This is a genomic window from Pseudoalteromonas sp. (genome assembly GCF_018402495.1).
In the GTDB taxonomy this organism is placed as follows: Bacteria; Pseudomonadota; Gammaproteobacteria; order Enterobacterales; family Alteromonadaceae; genus Pseudoalteromonas.
In genome coordinates, this window is record NZ_JAGYIU010000001.1 from 1,125,021 (window position 1) to 1,148,344 (window position 23,324).

20 protein-coding genes are annotated in these 23,324 nt (G+C 39.3%); 10 read left to right on the top strand and 10 right to left on the bottom strand.

Annotation, left to right across the window (positions count from 1 at the left end; translation table 11 throughout):
• Positions 1 to 150: 150 nt before the first annotated feature.
• The 3 genes from KG708_RS05120 to KG708_RS05130 all read left to right on the top strand — a co-directional run bounded on the left by KG708_RS05120 (position 151) and on the right by KG708_RS05130 (position 5,014).
• A complete protein-coding gene (locus tag KG708_RS05120; protein ID WP_213608388.1) occupies positions 151 to 1,380 on the top strand; it encodes an MFS transporter in 1,230 nt (409 codons plus the stop codon).
• Between the two features lie 167 nt (positions 1,381 to 1,547).
• On the top strand, positions 1,548 to 3,941 hold the full coding sequence (locus KG708_RS05125) for a TonB-dependent receptor (protein WP_213608389.1): 2,394 nt from the start codon (positions 1,548 to 1,550) through the stop codon (positions 3,939 to 3,941).
• Between the two features lie 125 nt (positions 3,942 to 4,066).
• The gene (locus KG708_RS05130) at positions 4,067 to 5,014 is read left to right on the top strand and encodes a carbohydrate kinase (RefSeq protein ID WP_213608390.1); all 948 of its coding nucleotides are present in this window, start codon (positions 4,067 to 4,069) and stop codon (positions 5,012 to 5,014) included.
• A gap of 53 nt (positions 5,015 to 5,067) precedes the next feature.
• Here KG708_RS05130 and KG708_RS05135 read toward each other — a convergent pair whose 3' ends face one another.
• The 3 genes from KG708_RS05135 to KG708_RS05145 all read right to left on the bottom strand — a co-directional run bounded on the left by KG708_RS05135 (position 5,068) and on the right by KG708_RS05145 (position 6,918).
• Complete coding sequence (locus KG708_RS05135) at positions 5,068 to 5,457, bottom strand: STAS/SEC14 domain-containing protein (RefSeq protein ID WP_213608391.1); 390 nt, start codon at positions 5,455 to 5,457, stop codon at positions 5,068 to 5,070.
• 120 nt (positions 5,458 to 5,577) lie between these two features.
• A complete protein-coding gene (locus tag KG708_RS05140) occupies positions 5,578 to 6,270 on the bottom strand; it encodes a cupin domain-containing protein (RefSeq protein WP_213608480.1) in 693 nt (230 codons plus the stop codon).
• Between the two features lie 27 nt (positions 6,271 to 6,297).
• Positions 6,298 to 6,918 (bottom strand): glutathione S-transferase, encoded by a 621-nt coding sequence (locus KG708_RS05145; protein ID WP_213608392.1) that lies wholly within the window; start codon positions 6,916 to 6,918, stop codon positions 6,298 to 6,300.
• Between the two features lie 179 nt (positions 6,919 to 7,097).
• Between KG708_RS05145 and KG708_RS05150 the strand changes: the two genes are divergently transcribed.
• Positions 7,098 to 7,616 carry a TetR/AcrR family transcriptional regulator gene (locus tag KG708_RS05150; RefSeq protein WP_213608393.1) on the top strand — a complete coding sequence of 173 codons (519 nt, stop codon included), beginning with the start codon at positions 7,098 to 7,100 and terminating at the stop codon, positions 7,614 to 7,616.
• Between the two features lie 132 nt (positions 7,617 to 7,748).
• Here KG708_RS05150 and KG708_RS05155 read toward each other — a convergent pair whose 3' ends face one another.
• Entirely contained in the window at positions 7,749 to 9,212 is a 1,464-nt protein-coding gene (locus tag KG708_RS05155; protein ID WP_213608394.1) for a carbon starvation CstA family protein, read from the bottom strand.
• Positions 9,213 to 9,550: 338 nt separating this feature from the next.
• Between KG708_RS05155 and KG708_RS05160 the strand changes: the two genes are divergently transcribed.
• Positions 9,551 to 10,033 (top strand): putative 4-hydroxy-4-methyl-2-oxoglutarate aldolase, encoded by a 483-nt coding sequence (locus KG708_RS05160; protein WP_213608395.1) that lies wholly within the window; start codon positions 9,551 to 9,553, stop codon positions 10,031 to 10,033.
• Positions 10,034 to 10,333: 300 nt separating this feature from the next.
• Positions 10,334 to 11,493 (top strand): IS3 family transposase gene (locus tag KG708_RS05165; RefSeq protein ID WP_213607733.1). Its coding sequence is split into 2 segments (ribosomal slippage): positions 10,334 to 10,607 and positions 10,607 to 11,493, totalling 1,161 coding nucleotides; the frame shifts between segments, so codons are not numbered across the junction.
• 13 nt (positions 11,494 to 11,506) lie between these two features.
• Here KG708_RS05165 and KG708_RS05170 read toward each other — a convergent pair.
• The 3 genes from KG708_RS05170 to KG708_RS05180 form a co-directional block, all read right to left on the bottom strand.
• Positions 11,507 to 12,796, bottom strand: a complete 1,290-nt coding sequence (locus KG708_RS05170) for an IS4 family transposase (protein WP_301003317.1) — start codon at positions 12,794 to 12,796, stop codon at positions 11,507 to 11,509.
• 59 nt (positions 12,797 to 12,855) lie between these two features.
• On the bottom strand, positions 12,856 to 13,053 hold the full coding sequence (locus KG708_RS05175) for a hypothetical protein (RefSeq protein ID WP_213608397.1): 198 nt from the start codon (positions 13,051 to 13,053) through the stop codon (positions 12,856 to 12,858).
• A gap of 228 nt (positions 13,054 to 13,281) precedes the next feature.
• Positions 13,282 to 15,789 carry a S8 family serine peptidase gene (locus KG708_RS05180; protein WP_213608398.1) on the bottom strand — a complete coding sequence of 836 codons (2,508 nt, stop codon included), beginning with the start codon at positions 15,787 to 15,789 and terminating at the stop codon, positions 13,282 to 13,284.
• Between the two features lie 567 nt (positions 15,790 to 16,356).
• Here KG708_RS05180 and KG708_RS05185 point away from each other — a divergent pair.
• Genes KG708_RS05185 through KG708_RS05200 form a run of 4 tightly spaced genes read left to right on the top strand, consistent with a single transcriptional unit; the run spans position 16,357 to position 19,488 of the window.
• Positions 16,357 to 17,865 (top strand): curlin, encoded by a 1,509-nt coding sequence (locus KG708_RS05185; RefSeq protein WP_213608399.1) that lies wholly within the window; start codon positions 16,357 to 16,359, stop codon positions 17,863 to 17,865.
• A 41-nt stretch (positions 17,866 to 17,906) separates the two neighbouring features.
• Positions 17,907 to 18,299 (top strand): curli production assembly/transport protein CsgE, encoded by a 393-nt coding sequence (locus KG708_RS05190; RefSeq protein WP_213608400.1) that lies wholly within the window; start codon positions 17,907 to 17,909, stop codon positions 18,297 to 18,299.
• The gene (locus KG708_RS05195; RefSeq protein WP_213608401.1) at positions 18,293 to 18,715 is read left to right on the top strand and encodes a curli assembly protein CsgF; all 423 of its coding nucleotides are present in this window, start codon (positions 18,293 to 18,295) and stop codon (positions 18,713 to 18,715) included. The genes KG708_RS05190 and KG708_RS05195 overlap by 7 nt, the downstream gene beginning before the upstream one ends.
• Positions 18,715 to 19,488: a CsgG/HfaB family protein gene (locus KG708_RS05200; RefSeq protein WP_213608402.1), complete on the top strand. Its 774-nt coding sequence runs from the start codon at positions 18,715 to 18,717 to the stop codon at positions 19,486 to 19,488. The genes KG708_RS05195 and KG708_RS05200 overlap by 1 nt, the downstream gene beginning before the upstream one ends.
• A gap of 52 nt (positions 19,489 to 19,540) precedes the next feature.
• Here KG708_RS05200 and KG708_RS05205 read toward each other — a convergent pair whose 3' ends face one another.
• From KG708_RS05205 to KG708_RS05215, 3 genes are all read right to left on the bottom strand, one after another.
• Positions 19,541 to 20,230: a response regulator transcription factor gene (locus KG708_RS05205; protein ID WP_213608403.1), complete on the bottom strand. Its 690-nt coding sequence runs from the start codon at positions 20,228 to 20,230 to the stop codon at positions 19,541 to 19,543.
• 273 nt (positions 20,231 to 20,503) lie between these two features.
• Positions 20,504 to 22,012, bottom strand: coding sequence for an alpha,alpha-trehalase TreF (gene treF / locus KG708_RS05210; RefSeq protein ID WP_213608404.1), 1,509 nt, complete (start codon positions 22,010 to 22,012; stop codon positions 20,504 to 20,506).
• 15 nt (positions 22,013 to 22,027) lie between these two features.
• Positions 22,028 to 23,266 (bottom strand): MFS transporter, encoded by a 1,239-nt coding sequence (locus KG708_RS05215; protein WP_213608405.1) that lies wholly within the window; start codon positions 23,264 to 23,266, stop codon positions 22,028 to 22,030.
• Positions 23,267 to 23,324: the final 58 nt, after the last annotated feature.

Sequence of the window (23,324 nt, forward strand, 5' to 3'; positions counted from 1 at the left end):
ATCGATTAAGATATATCTTTAACTAGCACGTACAAATTTACAAGTTATTTTTATAAATTTTACATACAAATATCGTGACGACATTAATACTATAATCAGTAACTAACTGACTTACTGGGTGTTAAGCACGCATTTAACGAGGAAAAGCACATGACAAAATCACACACACACGCAAGCAGCGATCCGTTGCAGCAAATTCGCTGGCTCACATACATGATGTTTTTTATGTTTGCCATGACCTCAGATGCAGTCGGTATGATCATTCCTGAACTCATCACTGAGTTTGGTTTAAGCATGACTCAAGCCAGTGCATTTCACTATGCACCCATGGCTATGATTGCCTTTAGCGGATTATTTTTAGGCTTTTTAGCCGATAGCCTTGGACGTAAAAAAACGATTATGCTGGGCCTTTTAATATTTTCCGCAAGTAGTTTTTTGTTTGCCATTACCAGCAGCTTCATATTTTTTGTTTTTTTACTTTGCTGTATTGGCTTGGCTATTGGCTTATTTAAAACCGGTGCTTTAGCTTTATTAGGCGATATTTCTTATAGCAACGCAGAGCACACTAAAACCATGAACAAAGTAGAGGGCTTTTTTGGTATTGGGGCTATTGTTGGGCCTGCGCTTGTTGGTGTATTACTGGTACAAAATGTAAGTTGGACTTATTTATATGTGATTGCTGGGATAATGTGTTTAATACTAGCGTTTTTAGCATGGCGAGCAGAGTACCCAAGCGTTGTTAAAAACACTGAAAAACCCGCGTCACTTGCCACCACCATGAAAATGATTAAAAACCCCTACGCGCTTGGCTTTTCGCTCGCCATTGCCCTTTATGTTGCGACCGAGGTTGCCATTTATGTATGGATGCCAACGCTGCTAAAAGACTACACGGGCTCTTGGCCCCTTTTGGCAACCTATGCACTCACCATATTTTTTATACTGCGTGCCGCAGGGCGCTTTATTGCTGTGTGGTTATTAAACCGTTATAGCTGGCAAGGTGTTATGGCTTACTTAAGTTTAGGTATTGCACTATGTTACGTGGGTACTTTAGTCGGTGGCGTTGATTGGGCTGTGGGTTTATTGCCGCTTTCAGGGTTATTCATGTCGATGGTTTACCCGACCTTAAACTCCAAAGGAATATCATGTTTTCCGGTGCAACAACATGGCGCTGTTGCTGGGGTTATATTATTTTTCACTGCACTTTCAGCCGCATTAGCCCCTTTATTTATGGGGATGATCAGTGATTACTTTGGCCATGTACGTTATGGTTTTTACCTTGCAACCGGCTTTGCCATTATTTTATTTTTAGCGATGCTTTTTAACTATTTTCGTGATCCATCAGCCAGCGCTTTACAAGAGAGCAACCTAATAACTGAGTAAATAGACAAAATTAGTATTATAAAAACACTATATAAATCAATAGATGAGTAAAAAAACAGCAAATAAATAATAAAATTATTTGCTTATTGTAAAATATTTGTTATTTTTACTTAATCGATTAAGTAAAAATAACAAACCCCTTCGGGCTCACACAACGAGGCGTTCACATGACAACACACAACACACCTTTATATTTAATGAGTGCTTTAGCACTGGCTGTAAGCCAAGGCGTTTATGCACAACAAGAAGAGCAAAACACGCAAACTCAAGCTAACAAAGGTCTTGAGACTATCGTTGTAACCGGTGTACCACGTCGTACAACCATTATGGCATCAAGCTCATCAGTGAGCAGTTTATCGCTTGCTCAAGTTGAAGTATCTACACCGCGTTCAACTGCTGAAGCATTTAGAATTATTCCGGGCGTGCGCGCAGAATCAACTGGCGGTGAAGGTAACGCAAACATTGCTGTACGCGGCTTACCTGTGGCCTCTGGTGGTGCTAAGTTTTTACAATTACAAGAAGACGGTTTACCCGTTATGCAATACGGTGATATTGCTTTTGGTAACGCCGATATATTTATGCGCTTAGATAATACCGTACAAACTATCGAATCAATTCGTGGTGGTTCGGCCTCGACGGCAGCAAGTAATGCACCGGGTGGCATAATTAACTTTATTTCTAAAAATGGTGAAAGCGAATCAGGCAGTGTCTCTACAACACTAGGCCTTGATTACGACACTATTCGTACAGATTTTGAATACGGCACTTACCTCAGTGATAGCGTACGTTTTCATGTCGGTGGTTTTGTGCGCCAAGGTGAAGGCCCGCGTGAAACAGGTTACACATCAAATAAAGGTGGGCAAATTAAAGCCAATCTTACTAAAGACTTTGAAAACGGTTACGTACGTCTTTATTACAAACATTTAGATGACAAAAGCGTAGGTTACTTACCTATGCCAATGTATGCAAATGGTGACTCAATCCCAGGGTTTGACGCACAATCAGACACCCCGCATTCGGCATTATTTACTAAAACAGTGCGTTTAAATGGCGAAAATCAAATTAGTAGCGGCGATATTCGCGATGGTATGAACCCTAAAGTTGACTCAATTGGCTTTGAAGCCGTATTTGACTTAGACAACGATTGGCGTATTGAAAACCGTTTTCGTAAGTCCTCTGTTAGCGGTAACTTTAATTCACTTATTCCTGCTGAAGTAGGCAGCGCGACTGCTATTGCACAGAGTATTGGCGGCGCAGGTGCAACGCTCAGTAATGCAAATACGGGGGCTGCATTTAACGACGATTTAGCCATGCGTATTCATACGTTTGACGTCACAATGAACGACTTTGACTCTATTGTGAACGACTTCAAACTAACTAAATCACTAAGCGATGATACAAGCGTTACGTTTGGTTACTATGCTTCAACGCAAAATATTGCTATGTCATGGTTATGGAACTCTTACCTAATGGAACTTAAGGGCGATAATGCGGCGCTACTAAATGTAACAGCTGCCGATGGTACAGAGTTTTCTGAAAATGGTTTATATGCATACGGCACACCTTTTTGGGGTAACTGTTGTCAGCGTGATTACGATACAGAATACGATACCCGCGCCCCGTACGTTTCATTTTCAACAAAATTGGGTGATGTAAGTATTGACGCCAGTGCTCGTTACGATAGTGGTGAAGCACGCGGCAACTATGCAGGTGCCGTTACCTCAACGGTCGATATGAATCGCGATGGCGTGATTTCAGTCCCTGAACAAAATGTAGCAGGCATTGATACCGCAAATGCTAGCCCAGTTAACTACGACTGGAACTACACATCTTATTCAATTGGGGCTAACTACCAAATAGATTCAAGCCTTGCGACATTTGCACGCTTAAGTAAAGGTGGCCGTGCAAATGCTGACCGACTTTTATTTGGTAAAGTACGCGCTGACGGTTCGGTTGCTGATGAAGACGCCGTTGATGAAGTAAACCAGTATGAATTTGGGGTTAAAAAACGTTTTGATTCACTATCAGTTTTTGCAACAGCGTTTTATGCACAAACAGAAGAGCAAAACTTTGAAGCAACATCGCAAACCTTTTTTGACCGTGAGTACGAAGCAAAAGGGATTGAAATTGAATCAACTTACTTCATCGATGCATGGGATTTTCGTGGTAACTTAACATGGACCGATGCAGAAATTGCTAAAGATGCACTTATGCCTGAAGTGGTCGGTAATACACCACGTCGCCAAGCTGATTTGATCTACTCTTTAATGGCTCGTTATAGCTTTGACAAAGGTGCCGCCGGTGTCAACTTTATTGGTACTACTGATGCTTACGCTCAAGACAATAACGACCTTAAATTTGACGGCTACACTCAAGTAAATGGCTTTGTAAGTTACGATTTATCTGAAAACCTTAATATTGCACTTAATGTAAATAACTTATTCGATACGGTAGGTATTACAGAAGCTGAAGAAGGCTCAATTCCAGATAACAACATTATTCGCGCCCGTACTATTAATGGCCGCACAACATCCATAACGCTTAAATACGCGTTTAACTAACCATCTTTAGTGTAACAAGCGCTGAAGCTATGTTTTTCAGCGATTGTTACACTAACTTTAATTAATTTTAATAATTCTCCCTTGAATTTTGACCTAGCTCTGCTGGGTTTTTTAGGATTTACACTATGACCAAATTACTTAGCCTCGGCGAGCTACTTATTGATATGCTGCCACAAGACTCTCAAAACAGTGCTTATTTGCCCATTGCAGGTGGTGCCCCTGCCAATGTAGCGGTAGGTTATGCAAAGTTAGGCGGCAAGGCTGCTTTTTGTGGCGGTATGGGTGATGACTACTTTGCTAAACAATTAAGTAAATCGCTTGCGCAATATAAGGTAAGTACAGAGTACTTATTTACGATTAAAGACTCTCAAACGGCCGTGGTTATTGTCAGTTTGGATGAAACCGGTGAACGCAGTTTTAATTTTTATCGCCACAATACCGCCGATTTACTGTTAACGAGTGAGCATTTAAACCATATCAAATGGGATGAATTGAGTACCCTACACTTTTGTTCCAACACGTTAACTAATTTAGCCATTGCAAACACCACCGTGTGTGCTTTAAAGCTGGCTAAAAACAACCATAAACTCGTTAGCTTTGATGTAAATTTACGCTATAGCTTGTGGCAAAATAGCAATGACATTGAGCAAAATGTACATGCGTGTTATGCCTATTGCGACATTGTTAAGCTATCGCGTGATGAGCTGAATTTTTTAGCTGAGCAAACACAGCAAGCACCCGATGATTACTTACAAGCTATTTTAAATACAGGTGTTAAATTGGTATTTTTAACCGATGGCCCAGCCCCTGCCACTGTATACCACAAGGCGTTTATATTAAGTGAATCGGCGCCAATCATTAATGCGGTGGATACTACCAGTGCCGGTGATGCCTTTATTGCCGGCGTGTTATATTATTTAAATCACACCGATGAAAATACCCCGCTGAACGGGAAAATTAATAATGAACAGCTAGTAAAACACGCTTTAAGTTTTGGTTTGCGCTGTGGCTCTAAAGCCTGCTTAGCCAAGGGGGCTTTTCCAGCATTACCCACCCTTCAAGACGTAACTTAAGCAAACACCCTTTAAAAATAAAGGCCGATTACGGCCTTTATTTAAGCATCTGCTTATTCATCGTTACTTTTTAACCACTCAATGGCGGCAGTGGCATTCTCAAAATATTGTATTTCACCCGACAAAAACCAATTACTCAGCTTTGCAATGGTTGATTGCCAATCTTTATTGCCGTAAATAGCTATTTTTTTAAATTCTTTGTTGTGTTTTAAACCAAGTTTTAAATCATCCCATGCGGCTCTAAGTTCCCAGCCATCAAGCTCAGTACCATCTATAAGTACATTAACAATAGGATGTTTAACTTCGCCAAGCGCAGAGTCTATCATCGGCGTGATCACTTCATAATCTTTGTGAGTGAGTGTGCCTATGGCTTTTAAGGTCAAAAAAAACTCGCAACCAGAGCGCTCAATACCAATAGATAAGCCGTGCGTTAAATTTACCATAACCTAAACTCCGCAATAAAATGAGCATTGAGTATAGGTGATAGCTTATTAACCAATAGTGAAGTAGATCAAAAAACAGGCACATCACTTTTATTGTGCCCATTTTAATTAAGTGCTTAATTATGTATTTTTAAGCCGTGCTATTTGGTTTTCAACATCTGTTAAATGACCGATTTTAAGCCAAACTCTGGCTCCTTCACTGCCCGCTGTTGCTTTAATTTCGCTGTTAAGCGGCACTCTTAACCAGCTGTGCTGTACTAATGTATCGCCCTGCTCTTCAAGCGAGCCTTCAAGTACTAAAAGCTCGCCCCCACCTGAGGCGTTTAACGATATTTCACTGTTAGGTGCAAATGCTAAAATACTCACCTCTTCAAAGGCGTCTTTATAAAGAGGAGCTACATTTACATTACTAAACTCAGGGTGAGGAACACCGCGCAGGGTGTTAGTTTGCAAGCGAACATGCTCTGTGTCCTCTGGCTGAAACTGCCATAATTTCACAAATATAACGCACCCCTTTTCAGATCCTGGTGTATGTTTTGACTCAGGCGGATTACGAATATAAGCGCCCTTGGGGAAATCACCATGTTCATCTTGAAAAACACCTTCAAGCACAATAAATTCCTCACCGCCGGTATGTGTATGGGCAGAAAAATGGCTGTTTGGCGCATAACGTACAATGCTGGTTGCGCGTGCAACCTCATCGCCCACTCTATCAAGTGGACGCCTATCAACACCAGCCATCGGTGAGGCTATCCATTCTAACGATTCGCTATGTACAACAACTCGTTTAGTAAAATCAGCTGCTATTTTCATCATTGGATCCACATTATAAATTGATAACTAAGCTGCAATACTTGGACGTTGAGCGACCTTTTGTTGCCATGCTATTAAATGTGATAGCTCACTAGGAATAGCTATTTTTGCAAAGCCTGCAAACACCAGACCGGCGTACAAAGTAATATCTGCAACACTGAAATTCTCACCAGCAACATAAGCAGAGTTGGCTAACACTGTATTAAAATAAACAAAGCCTTGGCGCGCTTTTTCACCTTGCTTTTCTCCCCAAGCAACATTTTGATAGGTTTCAAGCGCTGGGCCTAACCCATCCGTTGCATGATGAAAGTAAGTGGCGACAGCATCAAGTACCATTGACTCCGCACGCTTTTGCATCATATTAATCACCGCGCGTTCTTTTGGCTCAACACCTATTAATGAAGGGCCAGCAAAAGCGGTATCAATATATTCAGTAATCGCGGTGCATTCTGCTATGAACGTTCCATCATCTAGCTCTAAAACAGGTACGCCTGCTAAAGGGTTTTTAGCTAAAAACGCCTCAGTACGGTGCTCACCATTTAATAAATCGACAGCAACAAACTCTACTTTATCAGTCGCCTTTTTTTCAGCAAGCGCAATACGTACACGTAATGGATTAGGAAAGTTTTCTACATCATAAATTTTCATAATTATCTCTTTATATTTTTAATCACAGTTTGAACTAATACTGGCAAGAATAAATCACCTACCTACTGATAGGTAATTTATATTAAGTTTTCGACCTTTGCAAACTAAAAATAAAAGAGCTTGAAAATAACTACCTACTGGTTGATAATTTTTTACAGCAATATGAAGGAAGTTTTAAAATGACAAAAAAAGCAGCTCTTTTAAAAGCGGCAGAAAACAAGGTTAGACTCGGAGGTTATAGCAATTTTAGCTTTAGAGAATTAGCCAACGAAATTGGGATTAAAAGTGCGAGTGTACATTACCATTTTCCAACCAAAGCCGATTTAGGTGCCGAGCTTGCACATCAATACACGGATAATTTTATCGCTATGCTTGGTGAACCGCAGGCACACAAAGCAAACGGTAAAAACCCGCTTGATATTTACACTCAGTTGTTTAAAAACGCATTAGTTATTGATAAAAAAATGTGTTTGTGTGGCTTACTTGGGGCAGAAAGCGACAGTTTGCCTGATAAAGTACGTGATGAAGTAAAACGCTTTTTCATTAAAAACTTAGCTTGGTTAACGCAAGCACATAAAATAAATGGCGAGCCGGATCCTGAACGTGCCGCAATACAAACAGTGAGTTTATTAGAGGGCGCAATGATGATCAGCAACACCCTTGATGATATTCACTACTTTGAGCAAGCTACTTTTTAGCGGCTAATAGTTTGCCTGAGTAGTTGGTGATTAAAAAGTTAATATATCTTTTAACTAAATGACAACTTGATCAAGCATAAAAAAGCGAGCCTTCGTTAAGCTCGCTTTTACATTTTTTAAGATTACGATTTATTAAGCCACTCGCACTTTATGTTTTGAATGTACAAAAGCTAATAAAATAAAGCCTACAACCGCGACCACTATGCCAATCGGTTTACCTAAATCACTTGATAAATTTAAGCCAATTGCTGCTGTCATTATGTATGACAAGGTCACTGCTGAAGCAATGACTGCAGGTACACTGGCAATCCAGTGGAATGTTCCACGGTCAAATAAATACTTAGTCGCAAGCCATAACACACTCGTGGACAACAACATATTTGAAAACGCAAAATAGCGCCAAATAACAGTGAAATCGAGCTTAGTCATAAAGTAAGCAATGGTTAAAATCGGTAGTGCTAGCAATAAACGATTACGCAAACTTTGTGGAATACTAAACGCATCAACCACGGTTAAACGAAGTGAGCGGAACGCAGTATCACCTGAGGTAATTGGGAATACAGCCACGGCAATAATTGCCACAATACCGCCAAATACACCTAAATAACTGTTTGCGATATGATTAACCACCAAACCTGGACCACCTAAGTCAAGCATAGACTTTAACCCTGCATAGCCTTCTGGGAAGGCAGCAATACCAGCAAGTGCCCATACACAACCTACAATACCTTCACACATCATCGCGCCGTAATAAACTGGGCGTACATATTTTTCGTTGGTTAAACAGCGGGCAATAATAGGAGCTTGAGTAGAGTGAAAACCACTAATGGCGCCACAGGTAATCGTTATAAATAGAAGCGGCCATACAGGCAAACCATCAGGATTAGGAGTTAAAAAGTCGTGAGCATGGTCAGCCTCAAAATACGCTAAAAAATCACCTGCGACCGGTAAATGTGGCGCATTTATTAGTAGTGATACAGCAATGGCAACCGTCATTACAATCATTAATAAGCCAAAAATTGGGTAAAAACGAGTGATAATTTTATCTATTGGTAATAAAGTTGCTAAAAAGTAATACGCTAGAATAGCTAAAACCCAAAACGTATTACTGGCAAAAATAGTGCCTTCAAACGCATCCAAGTTACTTAATAAACCGGCGGGACTCATAATAAATACAACACCAACAAAGAAGAGTAGCATTGCAGTAAAAATAAGCATAAACCCTTTAAATACAACGTTGTAATAGTGCCCAGCTATTTCCGGTAAGCTTTTGCCGTCTTCTTTTATACTCATTACGCCTGAGAAAAAATCATGTACAGCGCCACCCAAAACATTGCCTAGCACAATCCATACAAGCGCAACCGGACCATATAATGCACCCAGTATTGGGCCAAATATAGGGCCTACGCCTGCAATATTTAAAAATTGAATTAAAAATGCACGAACAGGGTGAATGGCAACGTAATCAACACCTTCGCTAAAGCGTTTTTGTGGTGTGTCTATAGTTGGGTCCATGCCCGCTTGCTTTTCAACAAACGGGCTATAAAACTTATAGCCTAATATTAAAATAGTAAGGCAAATAAAAAAGATGATCATAAAGCACGCTTCTCTTTTTGTGTTTGTATTATAGAGCGCAGTTTTGCAGCCCCACTTTTAAAAATAACAGTTGAACATAGCATATGAAAAAAAAGCCAACAATGAGACGTTTGGCTAATCTTACTTCATTAATAAGTGAAATTAAGCAATCGCTAGCTTTCTCATTAACAAACACACAATTAGCGTATTGAAAGGCGCCTTTAATACGTGCTCTTTGAGACTAAAATCTATGCGTAAATTCATAATAAAAACTACACGAAGATATTTAATTAGCCTACGATAAGCATTGTTAACATTAATACTGTTTTATTTAGGTTTATAACAACAAGGATGCACTAATGAAACCATTCACAACGCCTGATTTATATGATGAACATCGCGACCATGTGCAAGTAGCAGACAGTGGCCTGCAGCATTTTGGCAATAAAACCACATTTTTTGGTCAAGTTGTTACTGTCACCTGCCCAGACGATAACTCGTTTGCTGGCAACATATTACATGAAAATGGTGAGGGCAAAGTGTTGGTTGTGGATGGCTTTGCTAGTAAGCGTTTTGCCTTCATTGGCGATATGATTGCAGAGCGGGCAATCAAAAATGGTTGGCAAGGTATTGTTATTAATGGCTGCTGCCGCGATATTGAAATTCTTGCCACGCTTGATTTACCTGTAATGGCGCTAGGCGCGACCCCACGCTGCACCACTAAGCGCGGTTTAGGTGCCAAAGATCACCCCGTCAATATGTTAAACACCACAATTAACACCGGTGATTGGGTGTATGCTGATGTCAATGGATTAATAATTAGTAATAAAGCCTTGTTTTGAACAATCAAAGTGGCTGTTCGCGATAAAAAAAGCAGCTCGAAAGCTGCTTTTTATAAAATCAAACAATAAGGTTTTACATTAAAGTGCTAACCATACATCGGTTACGCCTGGCTCGTTCCCCTGGGTCTGTCTCTTGATCACAAGTCGAGTTCCTTCATAAAAGCATAGGACTCGACTAAAAATACCAACTTCACCCAGCCATCCCACATGGCTTTTGTGCCAACACGCCCTGTTTGTAATGGTCTAATGAAATTGGAGAGGTTTATAGCGTAAAATAAGCTAAACCGAAAAGGTATCAACATGACCAGAAAATCAAAAGTTACACTCAGTGCACAGCAAAAACTTGAATATGCCAAATTAATGGTAGAAGAAGGCTATACCAATAAGCAAATTGAAGAAATCTCTGGCGCAGGAAAGTCAGCAGTATCACGTTGGAAGCAACAATATTTATCTGAGCTAGATGGTAAAAGCCCGGAGAATGTTCAAGCACTCACACCTGAGCAGCAACGTATCCAGTCGCTAGAGAAGCAGCTACAGCGGGCTTTAAGGGATAATGAAATATTAAAAAAAGCCACCGCTTTCTTCATTCGCGACAATCAAAACTTAAAGTAATAAAAGAATTGAAGAAAGCAAACGTAGATTACACTATCACTGAATTGTGTCGTATTTTAGAGGTCAGTATGAGTAGTTATTACTATGAGCCTGTCAAACCTGATGAGCAAGAGCAGGTGCTTTTAGATGTAATTGAATCGATAGTTGAGGACTCTGGTAATACGTATGGCAGGCGTAGAATGCACGCTGAACTGAATGCGCGTGACCACACAATAGGGGTATATAAAACGGCCGCACTGATGAAGAAGCTGAATATACAAGCCATTGTGCCGAAGAAAAAACATTATTACCCCAATTCAGGTGATGAGCATCACTATGCACAAAACCTTTTAAAACGACAATTCAACCCCGATACACATAACACACATTGGGTCGGTGATATTACTTACATAAGGAACCAGCAAGGATGGAGTTATTTGGCTTGCGTATTAGATTTATCAACGAAGGAAATAGTAGGTTATGCTTTATCAAAAAGCCCTAATGCTGAACTGGCTAAAACAGCATTAAATAATGCAATTAAGCGCCAACAGCCGGTTCTTAGTCAACTGATGTTTCATTCAGATCAAGGCTGTCAGTATTCAGCGGCCTCGTTTAGAGAGCGGTTATCACAACTGACTATAACGCAAAGTATGAGTCGCCGAGGTAATTGTTGGGATAATGCTGTTATGGAACGTTTTTTTAGAAGTTTAAAAACAGAGCGTTTAAATGGTCTTTCATTTATAAATCATAATTCAGTGATAAGTGAAGTAGATAATTACATTCAGTTTTATAATTACAAACGTAGGCATTCAGCGCTTGATTATATGACACCGCATCAGAAATATAATGAATTAAAAAATGCCGCTTAGAATCTCTCCTAAATTAGTTGACCATTACAGTTCGTTTACTATCGTGCCAACCTCCCAATTTGGCTATTGCATAATATGCCCACTTTAACGATGGGGCTTCTTTTGGCATTGGAGCCTGTTGATTTGTCGCTTTAAATAGTAACTTCCAACTCAATGTGTCTAAATAGACTTCGCAGCTGACTCTTTCTGCTTCTTCTCTATTTTGAGCAAGCTCCCTTAATTGTAAGAGCCTGACCGCTATAAATGCCTCTATTACTGCTGCCTTTTTTAAATTATCTAAGTGTTGCATGCGTAACTTTTCAACTTCTGTTCCTTCCGTTTTCCAAATCTTATGGAACTCTTCTATCCGCCACCTTAACTCGTAATAACGCGCTATTTTTCTTGCTTCTGCTGCATTTGCAACCGACTCTGTTGTATACAGTAACCACTGTAATTTATTCTTACTGTCGTTATTTTGTTCTGTACATACCACGAGGGTCAGCGGGGCTTCTTTTTCACCTTTTGCTCTTTGTGGCTTTTTCAATTTAATCGATGTAAAGCTCACATCTATATGGGCTGTTCGTGCTTTTCTTCCGCCTCTTTGTTGAATATCTATTTTATACTGACCTGCGGGAGTGAGTGTCGGTAAAATATCTTCTAATTTCTGATGTTTACCTACAAGACGCCGATTGTCTTTTGCTCTAACAATAAAGCGGTGTTCATTTTGTATTTGGTAATCAATGTATTCATACATGTCTGCTTCGCGGTCACATACGTCTATCACATTACTTAAATCACCCAGGCGCTCTTTAACTTCTTCAACGTTATTTTGCCATTTGTAGCTTTCTTTTAGCTCTCTATCACGGCATTGCAGCGTATTTTGTTTGCCCGTTTGTTTCTTCTCTCTATACCAGTAATGTTGGTATGCAAGTCCTATTGCTTTTTCTTCATTTGCATCGAGCATCAGTGTTGAGTGAGCGTATAAAGTGCGACCTTTAGAGGTGCGCTTTTCATCAGATGCCGAATTGACCTCACCTAATTCATCACATACTGAATGTTTATAGCTCAGCCCTGTTGTATCTTGTAGAGCAAGCACGAGTGGTCGCTCTTTAACGATGGTGTCAGTATGCGCAAACCCAGCTTGCGCAATATCATCAGCAGAAATATGATCGTTACGGATAAAGCGATATGCACCTTCAATACTTGCAGGGTCTGGACAAGATGACATTAAGGACTTACCGGCATTACTTGCCAAAGAAGCGGCTATCTTTACAAGGCGTTTGGTGCGGCGAGGATCGTTAAGCTTAGCTTTACTAAAAATCAGTTGCGCTCATTCTAGAGATTCATTGCTTATCATATTCATGACCTAATTTTTTTTGTTTATTAGATCATGAATATAAGAAAATAGAAACTTCTGTATAAGAGACAGGCTTGCACCTGATCACCAGCAACATGGGTCTGCCCTGTTTGCCACTCTTCTAACGCGCTGCAATCTATAGATGCAAATACATTTAAACTAAGAAAACTTAATGATAAAGCACCTAGATTAAAGGCAATTTTTATTATTGTACGTGAGCTCATTGGCCCCTCCACTAATGATATTGATAAACATTATTTTTACCTTTCAGTTACAAACCCAACATGGATAGCGTAAATATCAAGGAAAAAACGTACAAATAACAAACAAAATAAATACAAAATAACCACTAACTAAAAATAACTAGTTATTTATTACTAATAAATGAAGAAGGGATAATCTATAAAAAAGCCCAGCAACGCTGAGCTTTGGATACCTAAGGGAAATACATTTTATTCAGAGAATGAAACGGTAATGGTATTTGAACATACGTTTTCAGATACACATAACTTATAATCATATGCTGGTAATGTTGCTTTACGCACGTAATCACGGTAACGGCCATTATCCGATACGGTGTCTACTAATTCACCATTTCGGTATAGGTTAAGTGATTCTGCCCCAACTTGTTCCCAATTTAACTCTACACGCATAGTACCAAGACGTGACTTATTAGCGCGTTTTAAGCTCAATTCAATTTCAACATCACTAACAATCACTGTTTGTGTGAATGTGTCTGAGTTGTTTTCACTGTCTGTAACTGTTAACTCAACGTCATAACTTCCTGCTTGAGCGTATACATGGGTCGGATTTGGGTTTGTAGATGTAGCACCATCACCAAAGTTCCAGCTCCACTGTGTAATATCATCATTGGCATCGCGACTCGTATCCACAAATGTAGCTGTTAAACCTTGTGTTTCAACATTAAAACCAGCTTGTGGTGGTTGTGGGCTTACCTCACCAATAGCACTAAATGTAAGTGACCAACCGTTAATTGTACCCGTATCGGCACCTGCCGTATCTTCAACGTGAAGCGTCCAATCACCTGTTGCTACTTCAGCGTTAAATACACTTGAAGTATATGATTTAACTATATCATCTTCACTGCCGCCCTGATTACTTTGTAGCGTTACTTCAGTACCTTGCGCTGAAATAAGCGTAAGTACTAAATCACCTGACCAAGTATGCGTAATATTTACATCTGCAGTTGTACCAAAAATAGTTAAATCATCAGTCACATTAATTACAGAGCTTGCACCTTCAGGCGAGTTATCAGGTATCGCTACGCTTTCATCACTGCTGTATGTGAAGTCATTTAAACCAGCTGGTTGAAGCATTAATCTTACAGTTTGGTCTTTTACCATTTCATCCGACGCTGCGCTAACAGTAAACTCATAATTACCCCAAGCCGTTGTCTCTAAAGTATTTACTGTTAAAGTTACTTCATCCCCAGGACGAGCCACTGTTTGCGATAGCGATGCTGTATCAAGCGGGCTTGTTAATGTAAGTTCTACGTCACCTTCCCACTGTGCAATAGAGCCAATTTCAAAAGTATACGTAGCTGTTTCACCAACGGTTATTTGCTGTGAAGCAGGCGTTACTGAAAGTTTAAATCCTGGTGTAGGATCGGCTTGCTCTAACGCTTGGTTTGCGTTTAAACGCTTGCCCGAAACCGTTTTACCTTGCAGATCTGCATTGTCGTCACCGCTATCCATTAACAGTTGCTTAAGTTCACCTGTTGATAGCTCTGGATTAACTGAAAGCACAAGCGCTGCTGCACCTGCAACATGCGGTGCGGCCATTGATGTCCCTGAATAGGTAGCATAACCATTACCAGGAACAGTAGATAAAATAGCACTCCCCGGTGCACCAATGTCTACCGTTGTTAAACCCCATTGTGAAAACCCAGACATTTTATCGCGGCTGTCGGTACTTGCTACAGACACTACACTTTCATTTTCATAATTTGCTGGATAGCTTGGATTTTGATCGTTATCTACCGCGTCATTTCCTGCTGCTGCAACAAAAAGGATATCAGCTTGTTCACTGGCAGTAATTGCATCTGCAAGTGCTTGGCTGTAACCACCACCGCCCCAGCTGTTATTTAATACGCGAATATTAACGCCGGCATTTTTTAAACTAACCATATAGTCAATACAGGTTATTGCATCTGAGGTAGAGCCACTGCCTTGCGCATCAAGAAACTTACAGCCAACAATTGAAGTTTCATGGTTAACACCCACTACGCCCGTGTTGTTGTTACCAGCGGCACCAATAGTACCGGCAACATGCGTACCATGGCCTTGATCATCCATAGGATCGCCACTACCTGTAATGGCATTAATACCATACACATCGTCTATATAGCCATTGCCGTCATCATCAATACCATTACCTGGAATTTCACCTGGGTTAATCCACATATTTGCGGCCAAATCACTATGACTGTGATCTACACCGGTATCAATAACGCCAACAACAACATCTTTACTACCCGTTGAAATCGCCCATGCTTCAAGTGCATCAATATCAGCATCAACTGTTCCACCTGTTTGCCCCTCATTGTGCAGTCCCCACAAGTCATCAAAACGAGGGTCATCTGGCACACCAGCAATACTCACTATGTAATCAGGCTCTACATACTCAATAGCTTGATGAGATTTTAGGCGCTTAATGGCTTCCTTAGTACTCATTCCTGATACTTTAAACTTAGCAAGACGGCCAGAAAGTATAGAACTGAAATTATCATCCACTTCATCTTTATTTAAATCAGATATTTTTGCATTAACTAAAGAACGCGCTTGTTTACGCGCCTCTGGCGAAGCATTCTTTTTATACTTAACAATAATCGAGTCACTGCTCGCAGTTACTTTTTGAGTTGTACTGTTAACATCAGGCAATTTAGCCGCAGCTAAACATGGTAGTAGTGCAAGTGTAATAATAGATAATTTTGTTTTCATTGTTTTATCCATGGTTTGATTGAGGTTGCTTAAAATAAGCGAGTATCTTCACTTGTTGTTATGTAAGGTAAAACATATGGCATAACTCAATAAACCGTTAAATAAACCAACATTCAAGTTAAAAAACTGTTAACTAACAAAAACCATGCTTTTTTACTTTCTTGTGAATAAAAAAAACTTAAAAACCATACTTTTAAGTAGAAAAACTTTAATAACCCCGGCTTTGCTCAAGCCATTATTTTTGACTGCTTTTTAATTCCTACCACTAAAAAATCAGTAAAAAAATCTAAGCAACTGAAAATAATAAAGTAAATAATTGGTAAAAAATGATGATTTAAATAATTCATTTCAGAGAATACAGTAGCGAAACAGTTAAACGCTTAACAAATATTAAACTTAATATGATAAAAAAAGATGAGTTTAATTAAGCATTAACTGCACTAAACAGACTTCACTTTAGTGCGTAGGTAAAACATAAACTATTTTCGGCACGGCATGCCAATACAATAAACACTTCTTAAAAAATACAAAACGAAGCGTTTACTCTAATAATTCATGGAGAAAATAATGAAATTGAATAAATCACTTTTAAGCTGTGCAATTGCAATTGCAATGGGTGCCAGCTTTAGCGCAAACGCAAACACACAAACCAAACCTGGTTCAACATCTGAGCTTGCAGCTAAAGTATCTGTAAGCAGCGTTGAAAATGTCGCCATAGTTAACCAATCATTTTCTGACAACACCGCATTGGTATCTCAAGATGGCGACGGCAACACAGCACTGATCAGTGAAATTGGTAACAGCAACGATGTTAAAATAGCTCAATTACAAAACAGCAATTACGCTGAAGTTGAAACAACCGGAGATAACAACCAACAAACTTATGCACAAGATGGTGTAGCCAATGGGTTTATTACACGCATAACAGGCGATCATAACGGTGTTTATGTTTCTCAATTTGGCCAAGGACTATTTCAAAACAATGAAGCAATCAATATCATCACTGGTAGCGACAATAATATTGACGTAGAACAAGGCAATGGCGGCCACTGGTTTTACAACATGGACATGAGAGGTAACGGTAACGAAATTATTTCATCTCAGTCTGGCATGTGGCAAGAATTTGAAGTACTTAGCTTATCGGGTGATGAGAACATCATTGAAATTGAACAAACAGATACATGGAATGAGTTTAAAATAGGCTCATTACGCGGTAACGAAAATGAGTTTGACGTTGAGCAAGATGGTTCTCGTAACATTGCCACATTCACTGACATTGCAGGGGATGCAAACGAAATAGCCATTGAGCAAAGTAGCGGTGATAACAATGCGATTACTTTTGCAGCCGTTTCAGGTAATAATAATGAAATAAAACTGGACCAAGAAGGTTCGAATAATGCGATTGAATCTGGGCTTTTTGAAGGTGCTGACAACGCAGTAGTCGTTAAACAAGTAGGCGATGAAAACCTTGCAACAACCGAGTTAATGGGCGACGGCAATGAGCTTACAGCCATGCAAATTGGTAACACCAATGAAGTATACATGGGTGTGATTGGTTCAGACAATGAATTTACAGTAACTCAAATAAGTGATTTTAGCTCAGTTCATTTAGCTAATTTTAACGGCAACGGTAACGATGTTGATCTTAGCCAAAGTGGTGGCGATGAAAACGCAATTTTAGTGCAATCTTCATACCCAGATGTTTCTCTCACATCAAACGATAACGATATTGATGTTAATCAAGTTGGTAATCAAAATGAGGCAATCGTTACACTAGCGGGTATTCTTGATAGCAACGCAAACCAAATTGATATTGCACAAAATGGTGATATTAACGTGATTGACTTAATGGTAGAAGGTAGCAATCACTCTATTGATATTGCGCAAGAAGGTGAAGGTAACTGGGTAGGTGGAACTGGAGATTCAGCGTTTTTGTTAGGTGGTGAAAACGTTTCATTCTCTGTTACTCAAACCGGTAATTACAACACTGTTGAAGGTAACGTAATTGGCTTTAATAGTACATTCTCTGTCACTCAAATCGGTGATGGGAATACAGCAACAATTACGCAAATGTAATTGATGAGATAGGGAGAGTAACCCTCTCCCTTATTTTAACTATGAAAAATAAACACTATAACTATCTTTTTATACTTTTGACTTTTTTTACTCCGTTGAGTCATGCCAGTGATGATTTAGAAATCGACGGATTATTACTAAACAAAAGTATTAGCCGCTTTGGGTATCAATTTTACAGCGAGTTTTCAAATTATTGGCGAGAACTGCCTTCAACAGCTGGCTTTAATGTAGAAATAAAAGAAACGGTTATACCACGAGCAGGCACTAGATTAGTTTTAATCATGAATAATAATATTATTTATGCAACCCATTTGGGACGAAAATTAGAGCCTTTGGATGAGCGGGTAGAACAAGCTATTCATTCGGTAATGGATGCCATGGCGCGCTCAAACATACAAACCGCAACCCCTGATATGGCACTAAATGGATGGTAATTATGAAAAAAATAGCATTTACAATAATAACAGCACTGTGTTTTTCAGCGTCCGCAACCGAACTTGTGTATACCCCCATTAATCCAAGTTTTGGCGGTAATCCGCTTAATGCAAATATGCTACTAAGCAAGGCACAAGCACAAAATAAACACAAAGCTCCGGTAATAGAAAAAGGCTATGCTGAGCAATTTCAAACCTCATTAGAGCGCACTTATTTAAATAGAATGGTTAGAGAAATTACTGATATTGCCTTTGGCGAGAACGTAGAAGACAGTATTTTTAACCAAGACTCAATGTTTATGAGTGGCGACCATCAAATAGAAGTGATCACCAGTACAACAGATTCAATTACTGTAAAAATAACAAATATCATTGACGGTTCAATTGTCATCATTGAAGTACCGAGGTTTGGATAATGTATAAACTATTAACATTAACACTGGTTTTTTGCCTGAGTGGCTGTTCAACAATAAGCAATGTTATTCCACCATCAAAACAAAATGCGACTACATTAGAGCCAACAGATGTTTTTTCTGATTTAAAAAGCTTACCTAAACCTGCGGGCAGCATTCCAGTCTCGGTTTATTCATTTCGCGATCAAACGGGGCAATATAAGCCACAAACTAATGTTAGCTCGTTTTCAACGGCCGTCACTCAAGGTGCAAACTCTATTCTAGTGCAAGCATTACATGAGTCTGACTGGTTTACGCCGGTTGAACGTGAGGGTCTACAAAATATTTTAACAGAGAGAAAAATAATTAGAGCGGCACAAGCGACTAATCCTAATCAAGGCGAGCTACCGCCGTTAACCACTGCGAAAATCATTTTAGAAGGCGGTATAATTAGTTACGACACCAATGTAAAAACGGGTGGCTTAGGAATGGAATATTTTGGTATTGGCGCATCAGAGCTATATCGTGAAGATGCAATATCAATCTATTTACGTGCCGTAGATGTAAGAACTGGCCAGGTATTGTTATCAGTAGCCACCAGCAAAAAAGTATTGAGCCAAGAAATGCGAGCAGGTTTTTTTAGGTATGTTAGCTATAAACGTCTGGCGGAAGCTGAGGCGGGCTTTAGTGATAATGAACCAATGAGCATTTGCGTAACGCAAGCAATAGAAAAGGCGCTTACAGATCTTATCACCAAAGGTATTGATAAAGGCTTATGGGCTAAACAGGCAACTTAACCTACTCTTGCAGATGGCCACAACGTCATTGATGTGGCCAAACAAATAACGATTAGCTCTCAACAGGTAATAATACTGAAATATATCTTTGCGCCCAATTGGCCAATTCAACTCTATTACGTGAGTTAGTTTTTTTAAAAGCACTATAAAGGTGGGTTTTAACGGTATGATCACTAATATTAAGTTTATCTGCTATTTTATTATTACTTGCACCTTGTGCGATTAAATGAATAACCGATTTTTCACGTTTAGTTAAGTTTTTATAATCAGCTTCATTTAATTTAATTTCTTCACTTAAAGAGTTAAACGAAGAAGCTACGCATAAAATATCATTAAAAGCCTTAGAGATTACTTTTCGAGTAAACCACAGCTCACCATTATTAATTCTGATTAAGCCTTTAAATATATCCTCTACTGCCGCCGACTTATAAAACACCCCATTGAAATGGTTAAGTAATAAGTTTTTTTCACACACTTGCGCTAACTCCACATTAAAAAGTACCACTTTATTTTGTTTAGTCAAGCAAATTAAATCAGCAGGTATCAGATCTTGCCAATCATTTTTAGACCCATCAATTAAAAAAATATCATAAGTCGCACGTTGTTCAATGCTTGGGATAACTTCATCCATTTTTATATCACCAAAAATGGCTTGAAGTGTACTTAAAATAAGAGTGTAATTTTGAGAATGGAAAGACGATTGAAAGGTTGTTTTAATAAAAGCGGCGTTTTTTTGCAACATAAAAACCATCCTTGAAATATAAAATTCACATCGGCGTCATATTACCTAAATTAACTACAAAACACAATACTCTTATGATGTAAAAAGAAAATCACTTAATTACATGAGCGATTTGAGGTAAGAAAACCGTATCGACAACACCATAAAGTGTTGTAATAAAGGTATTTTGGGCAACGGCTTGTACATTGCTTTATCTCTTGCATCCATGCAATCGTAAATAAGAAAACTTTAACGCAGCTAACGTCTGATTTCCTACCTCAAAATGATCACATATTATTGTATATAGGGTATCAGTGTATAAAAACGCGATGTAACACCATTGGTCCAACCAAACCCTTGCTGTACTTGATATTCCCCCCCGCTGGCTTTTTGTTGCGGTGTACACACGTTATATTTTTCAAGCAAGCATTTATTTACGATAAAATCATGCTCTATCATTGTTAGCCAGTTTTTCATTATGCGTGTAGCTAACTGGTCAATACCATAATTGTGTAGGCCTTTTACCGCAAACCATTGTAATGGAGCCCAGCCATTTGGGCTGTCCCATTGCTGTGGAGTATGCACAACGGTGGTTACAATGCCGCCTACTTTTAAAAACTGCTCGTTCAATACATTAGCAACATGTTCAGCTTGCTGCTGCGAGGCTAAATTAACAAAAAGCGCTGTACTGGCCGCTGCGCTTAAAATAGCAGACTCCTTAGATAACTTATGATTATAATCAACAAAAAAACCTAGCTCATTACTCCAAAGATATTGATTAATAAGTAACTTTCTTTTTAAGGCATAGCCATTGTAAATATGTGATTGTTTATCGTTGCCAAGCAATTTAAAACATTCACTAAGCTGATTTTCTAAATTATAAAGTAGGCAATTTAAATCTATGGGTACAATATCTACCGTTTGAATTGAGCTCAGTAGGTTTGGCTTAGCTAACCAGCGCGAGCTAAAGTCCCAGCCTGATTCACACGCAGCACGAATATTACGATAAAACTCAGCTTTTTTATTGTCTGCCAGCCCTGATGCAAGCTCAAGATCTTCTCTTAATGACTCTGCGCGAGGAGCCGCCTCATCATCCCAGTATCGATTGAGCACACCACCACATGGCATTTTAACAACACGTTTTACACTTGTTTGCGTATCACTGAGTGTATCTGCGCCTTGCATCCAAAATGCGTGCTCTTTCATTAGCGCCTCAACGCACTGCTTAAGCCAAGTTAAATTATGCGCTTTACTATGAGTGTGTTGCCATAAAAGATCCACCATCAGCGCTAAAACAGGCGGCTGCGAACGCGATAAATAATAACGGCGGTTACCATTAGGAATACAGCCGTAATCGTTAATTAAATCGATAAAGTTTTGTAGCATATTTTCTACTACATCGCCTTTATCTGCATCTATTAAACCCAGTGCTGTGAAGTAACTATCCCAATAATAAATTTCTTGAAAACGTCCACCAGGCACAATGTAGCTATGCTTTAAAGCCAATAAAGAGTTGGCCTTGGGCGCGTCAGCTTCACGAAGTAGACCACTCCATAGTGAGTTTATATAGCTTTTTACACTTTCGGTATTAGCAGCCTCATTCATGGTTAATAAGGGGGTTGTGACAAAATGCGCATTAACAAAGTCGCTCAATTGCGTTTTATTAAGAGGGGCTATTTGCTCATATTGTTTACATGCACTTTGCCAATCAACACGTGCGGTTGCATCAGCAAACGTTTTACAGTCGCTAAATATATGCTGCGACTGTACATCTTTAAATAATTGGCTATTAAAAAAACTCATAACTGTCCTAATCTATTAAGCATTGACTGCGTGTTGTGAAATGGCATGGGTGCGTTTTTTAAAAATAATCACGCTAATAAAAATTAAACTAATGGGCACAAGTGAAAGATAAAAAGCATGTTGGCCGCTAAAGTGCTCAAATACATACCCGGTTATCACCGACCCTGTGGTGCCACCCAGTGCTGAAAATACAACGATTAACCCCGTCATTGCAGCATGTTGATGCTTTTGAAGCGCACTGAGCATGACTGAGTTGAGTACCGGATAAATGGGCGCCATAAAAAAGCCAATTAATGGCAAAACAAACGCCGCCAGAGGCGCATCAAATAAACTATTCACCTCGCTTTTAGGTAAGTTTTCCGTTAGTGGTAAGGTAATAATGATCAATGCAGCCATAGCAACTAAACAACAGCTAAGTACTACAAACCAATGAATATGCTTTAATATTTGACCCGCTACTAATCGCCCTAGCGCCAGGGCTGCGGCAAAAATACTCGCAAGTTGAATACTAATGGCGACTGGTAATTGCAAAACTTGATTATTAAATGTAGGCAACCAAGTCCCTACCCCTTGCTCGATTAACACATACAAAAATGCACTAATAATAAAAATCAGTACTAAGGGTTGATAAGTAAGCTTAAGCATAGCGATAAAATCATGCCAACCCGCGTTGCCTTTTTGACCTTTAATAGCGGGTTTTATTGGTGCTATCACGACACTGACAATCACCAACAGCGTAAGCGCTGCTAATAGGTAATAAACATTCAACCACGCATTGCTATCAACAGGGTCTATAAATGCGGTAAATATCCAATAACCACTTAATACACCCACCATAAAGATGCCTTCTATGGTGTTAAGTAATGAAGAGTGACTATTTGCATCCTCTGTCACTTGGCCAATAATTGAATAAACCGACACCTTAACGACCGCAAATCCGCAGCCTACCGCCGCAAATAACACTTTAAACATGTAAAAGTCACTTATTACAGCCGTACTCAAACACGCTATAGCGACAACTATCAGTGCTAGCAGCATTGCAAGCTTGTAGCCTAAACGTGGTATAAATGAAGCAACCACAAATGACATTATGGCTATTGATAAGTCTTTAAACCCCTCTAAAACCGAGGCTTCGGTTTTGCTTACTCCTAATGTGTTTATAGACTGCAAAATAACAGTGCCTACGCTATTTAATAATATTGCGAAAATAAAATAGCTTGCAGCAATTGCCAGTGTGATTTTTATTTTACTCATTGCGTGCCTCGTTTATAGCGACATAGGCCATAACGTTTATAAAGCAAATTACCCATAG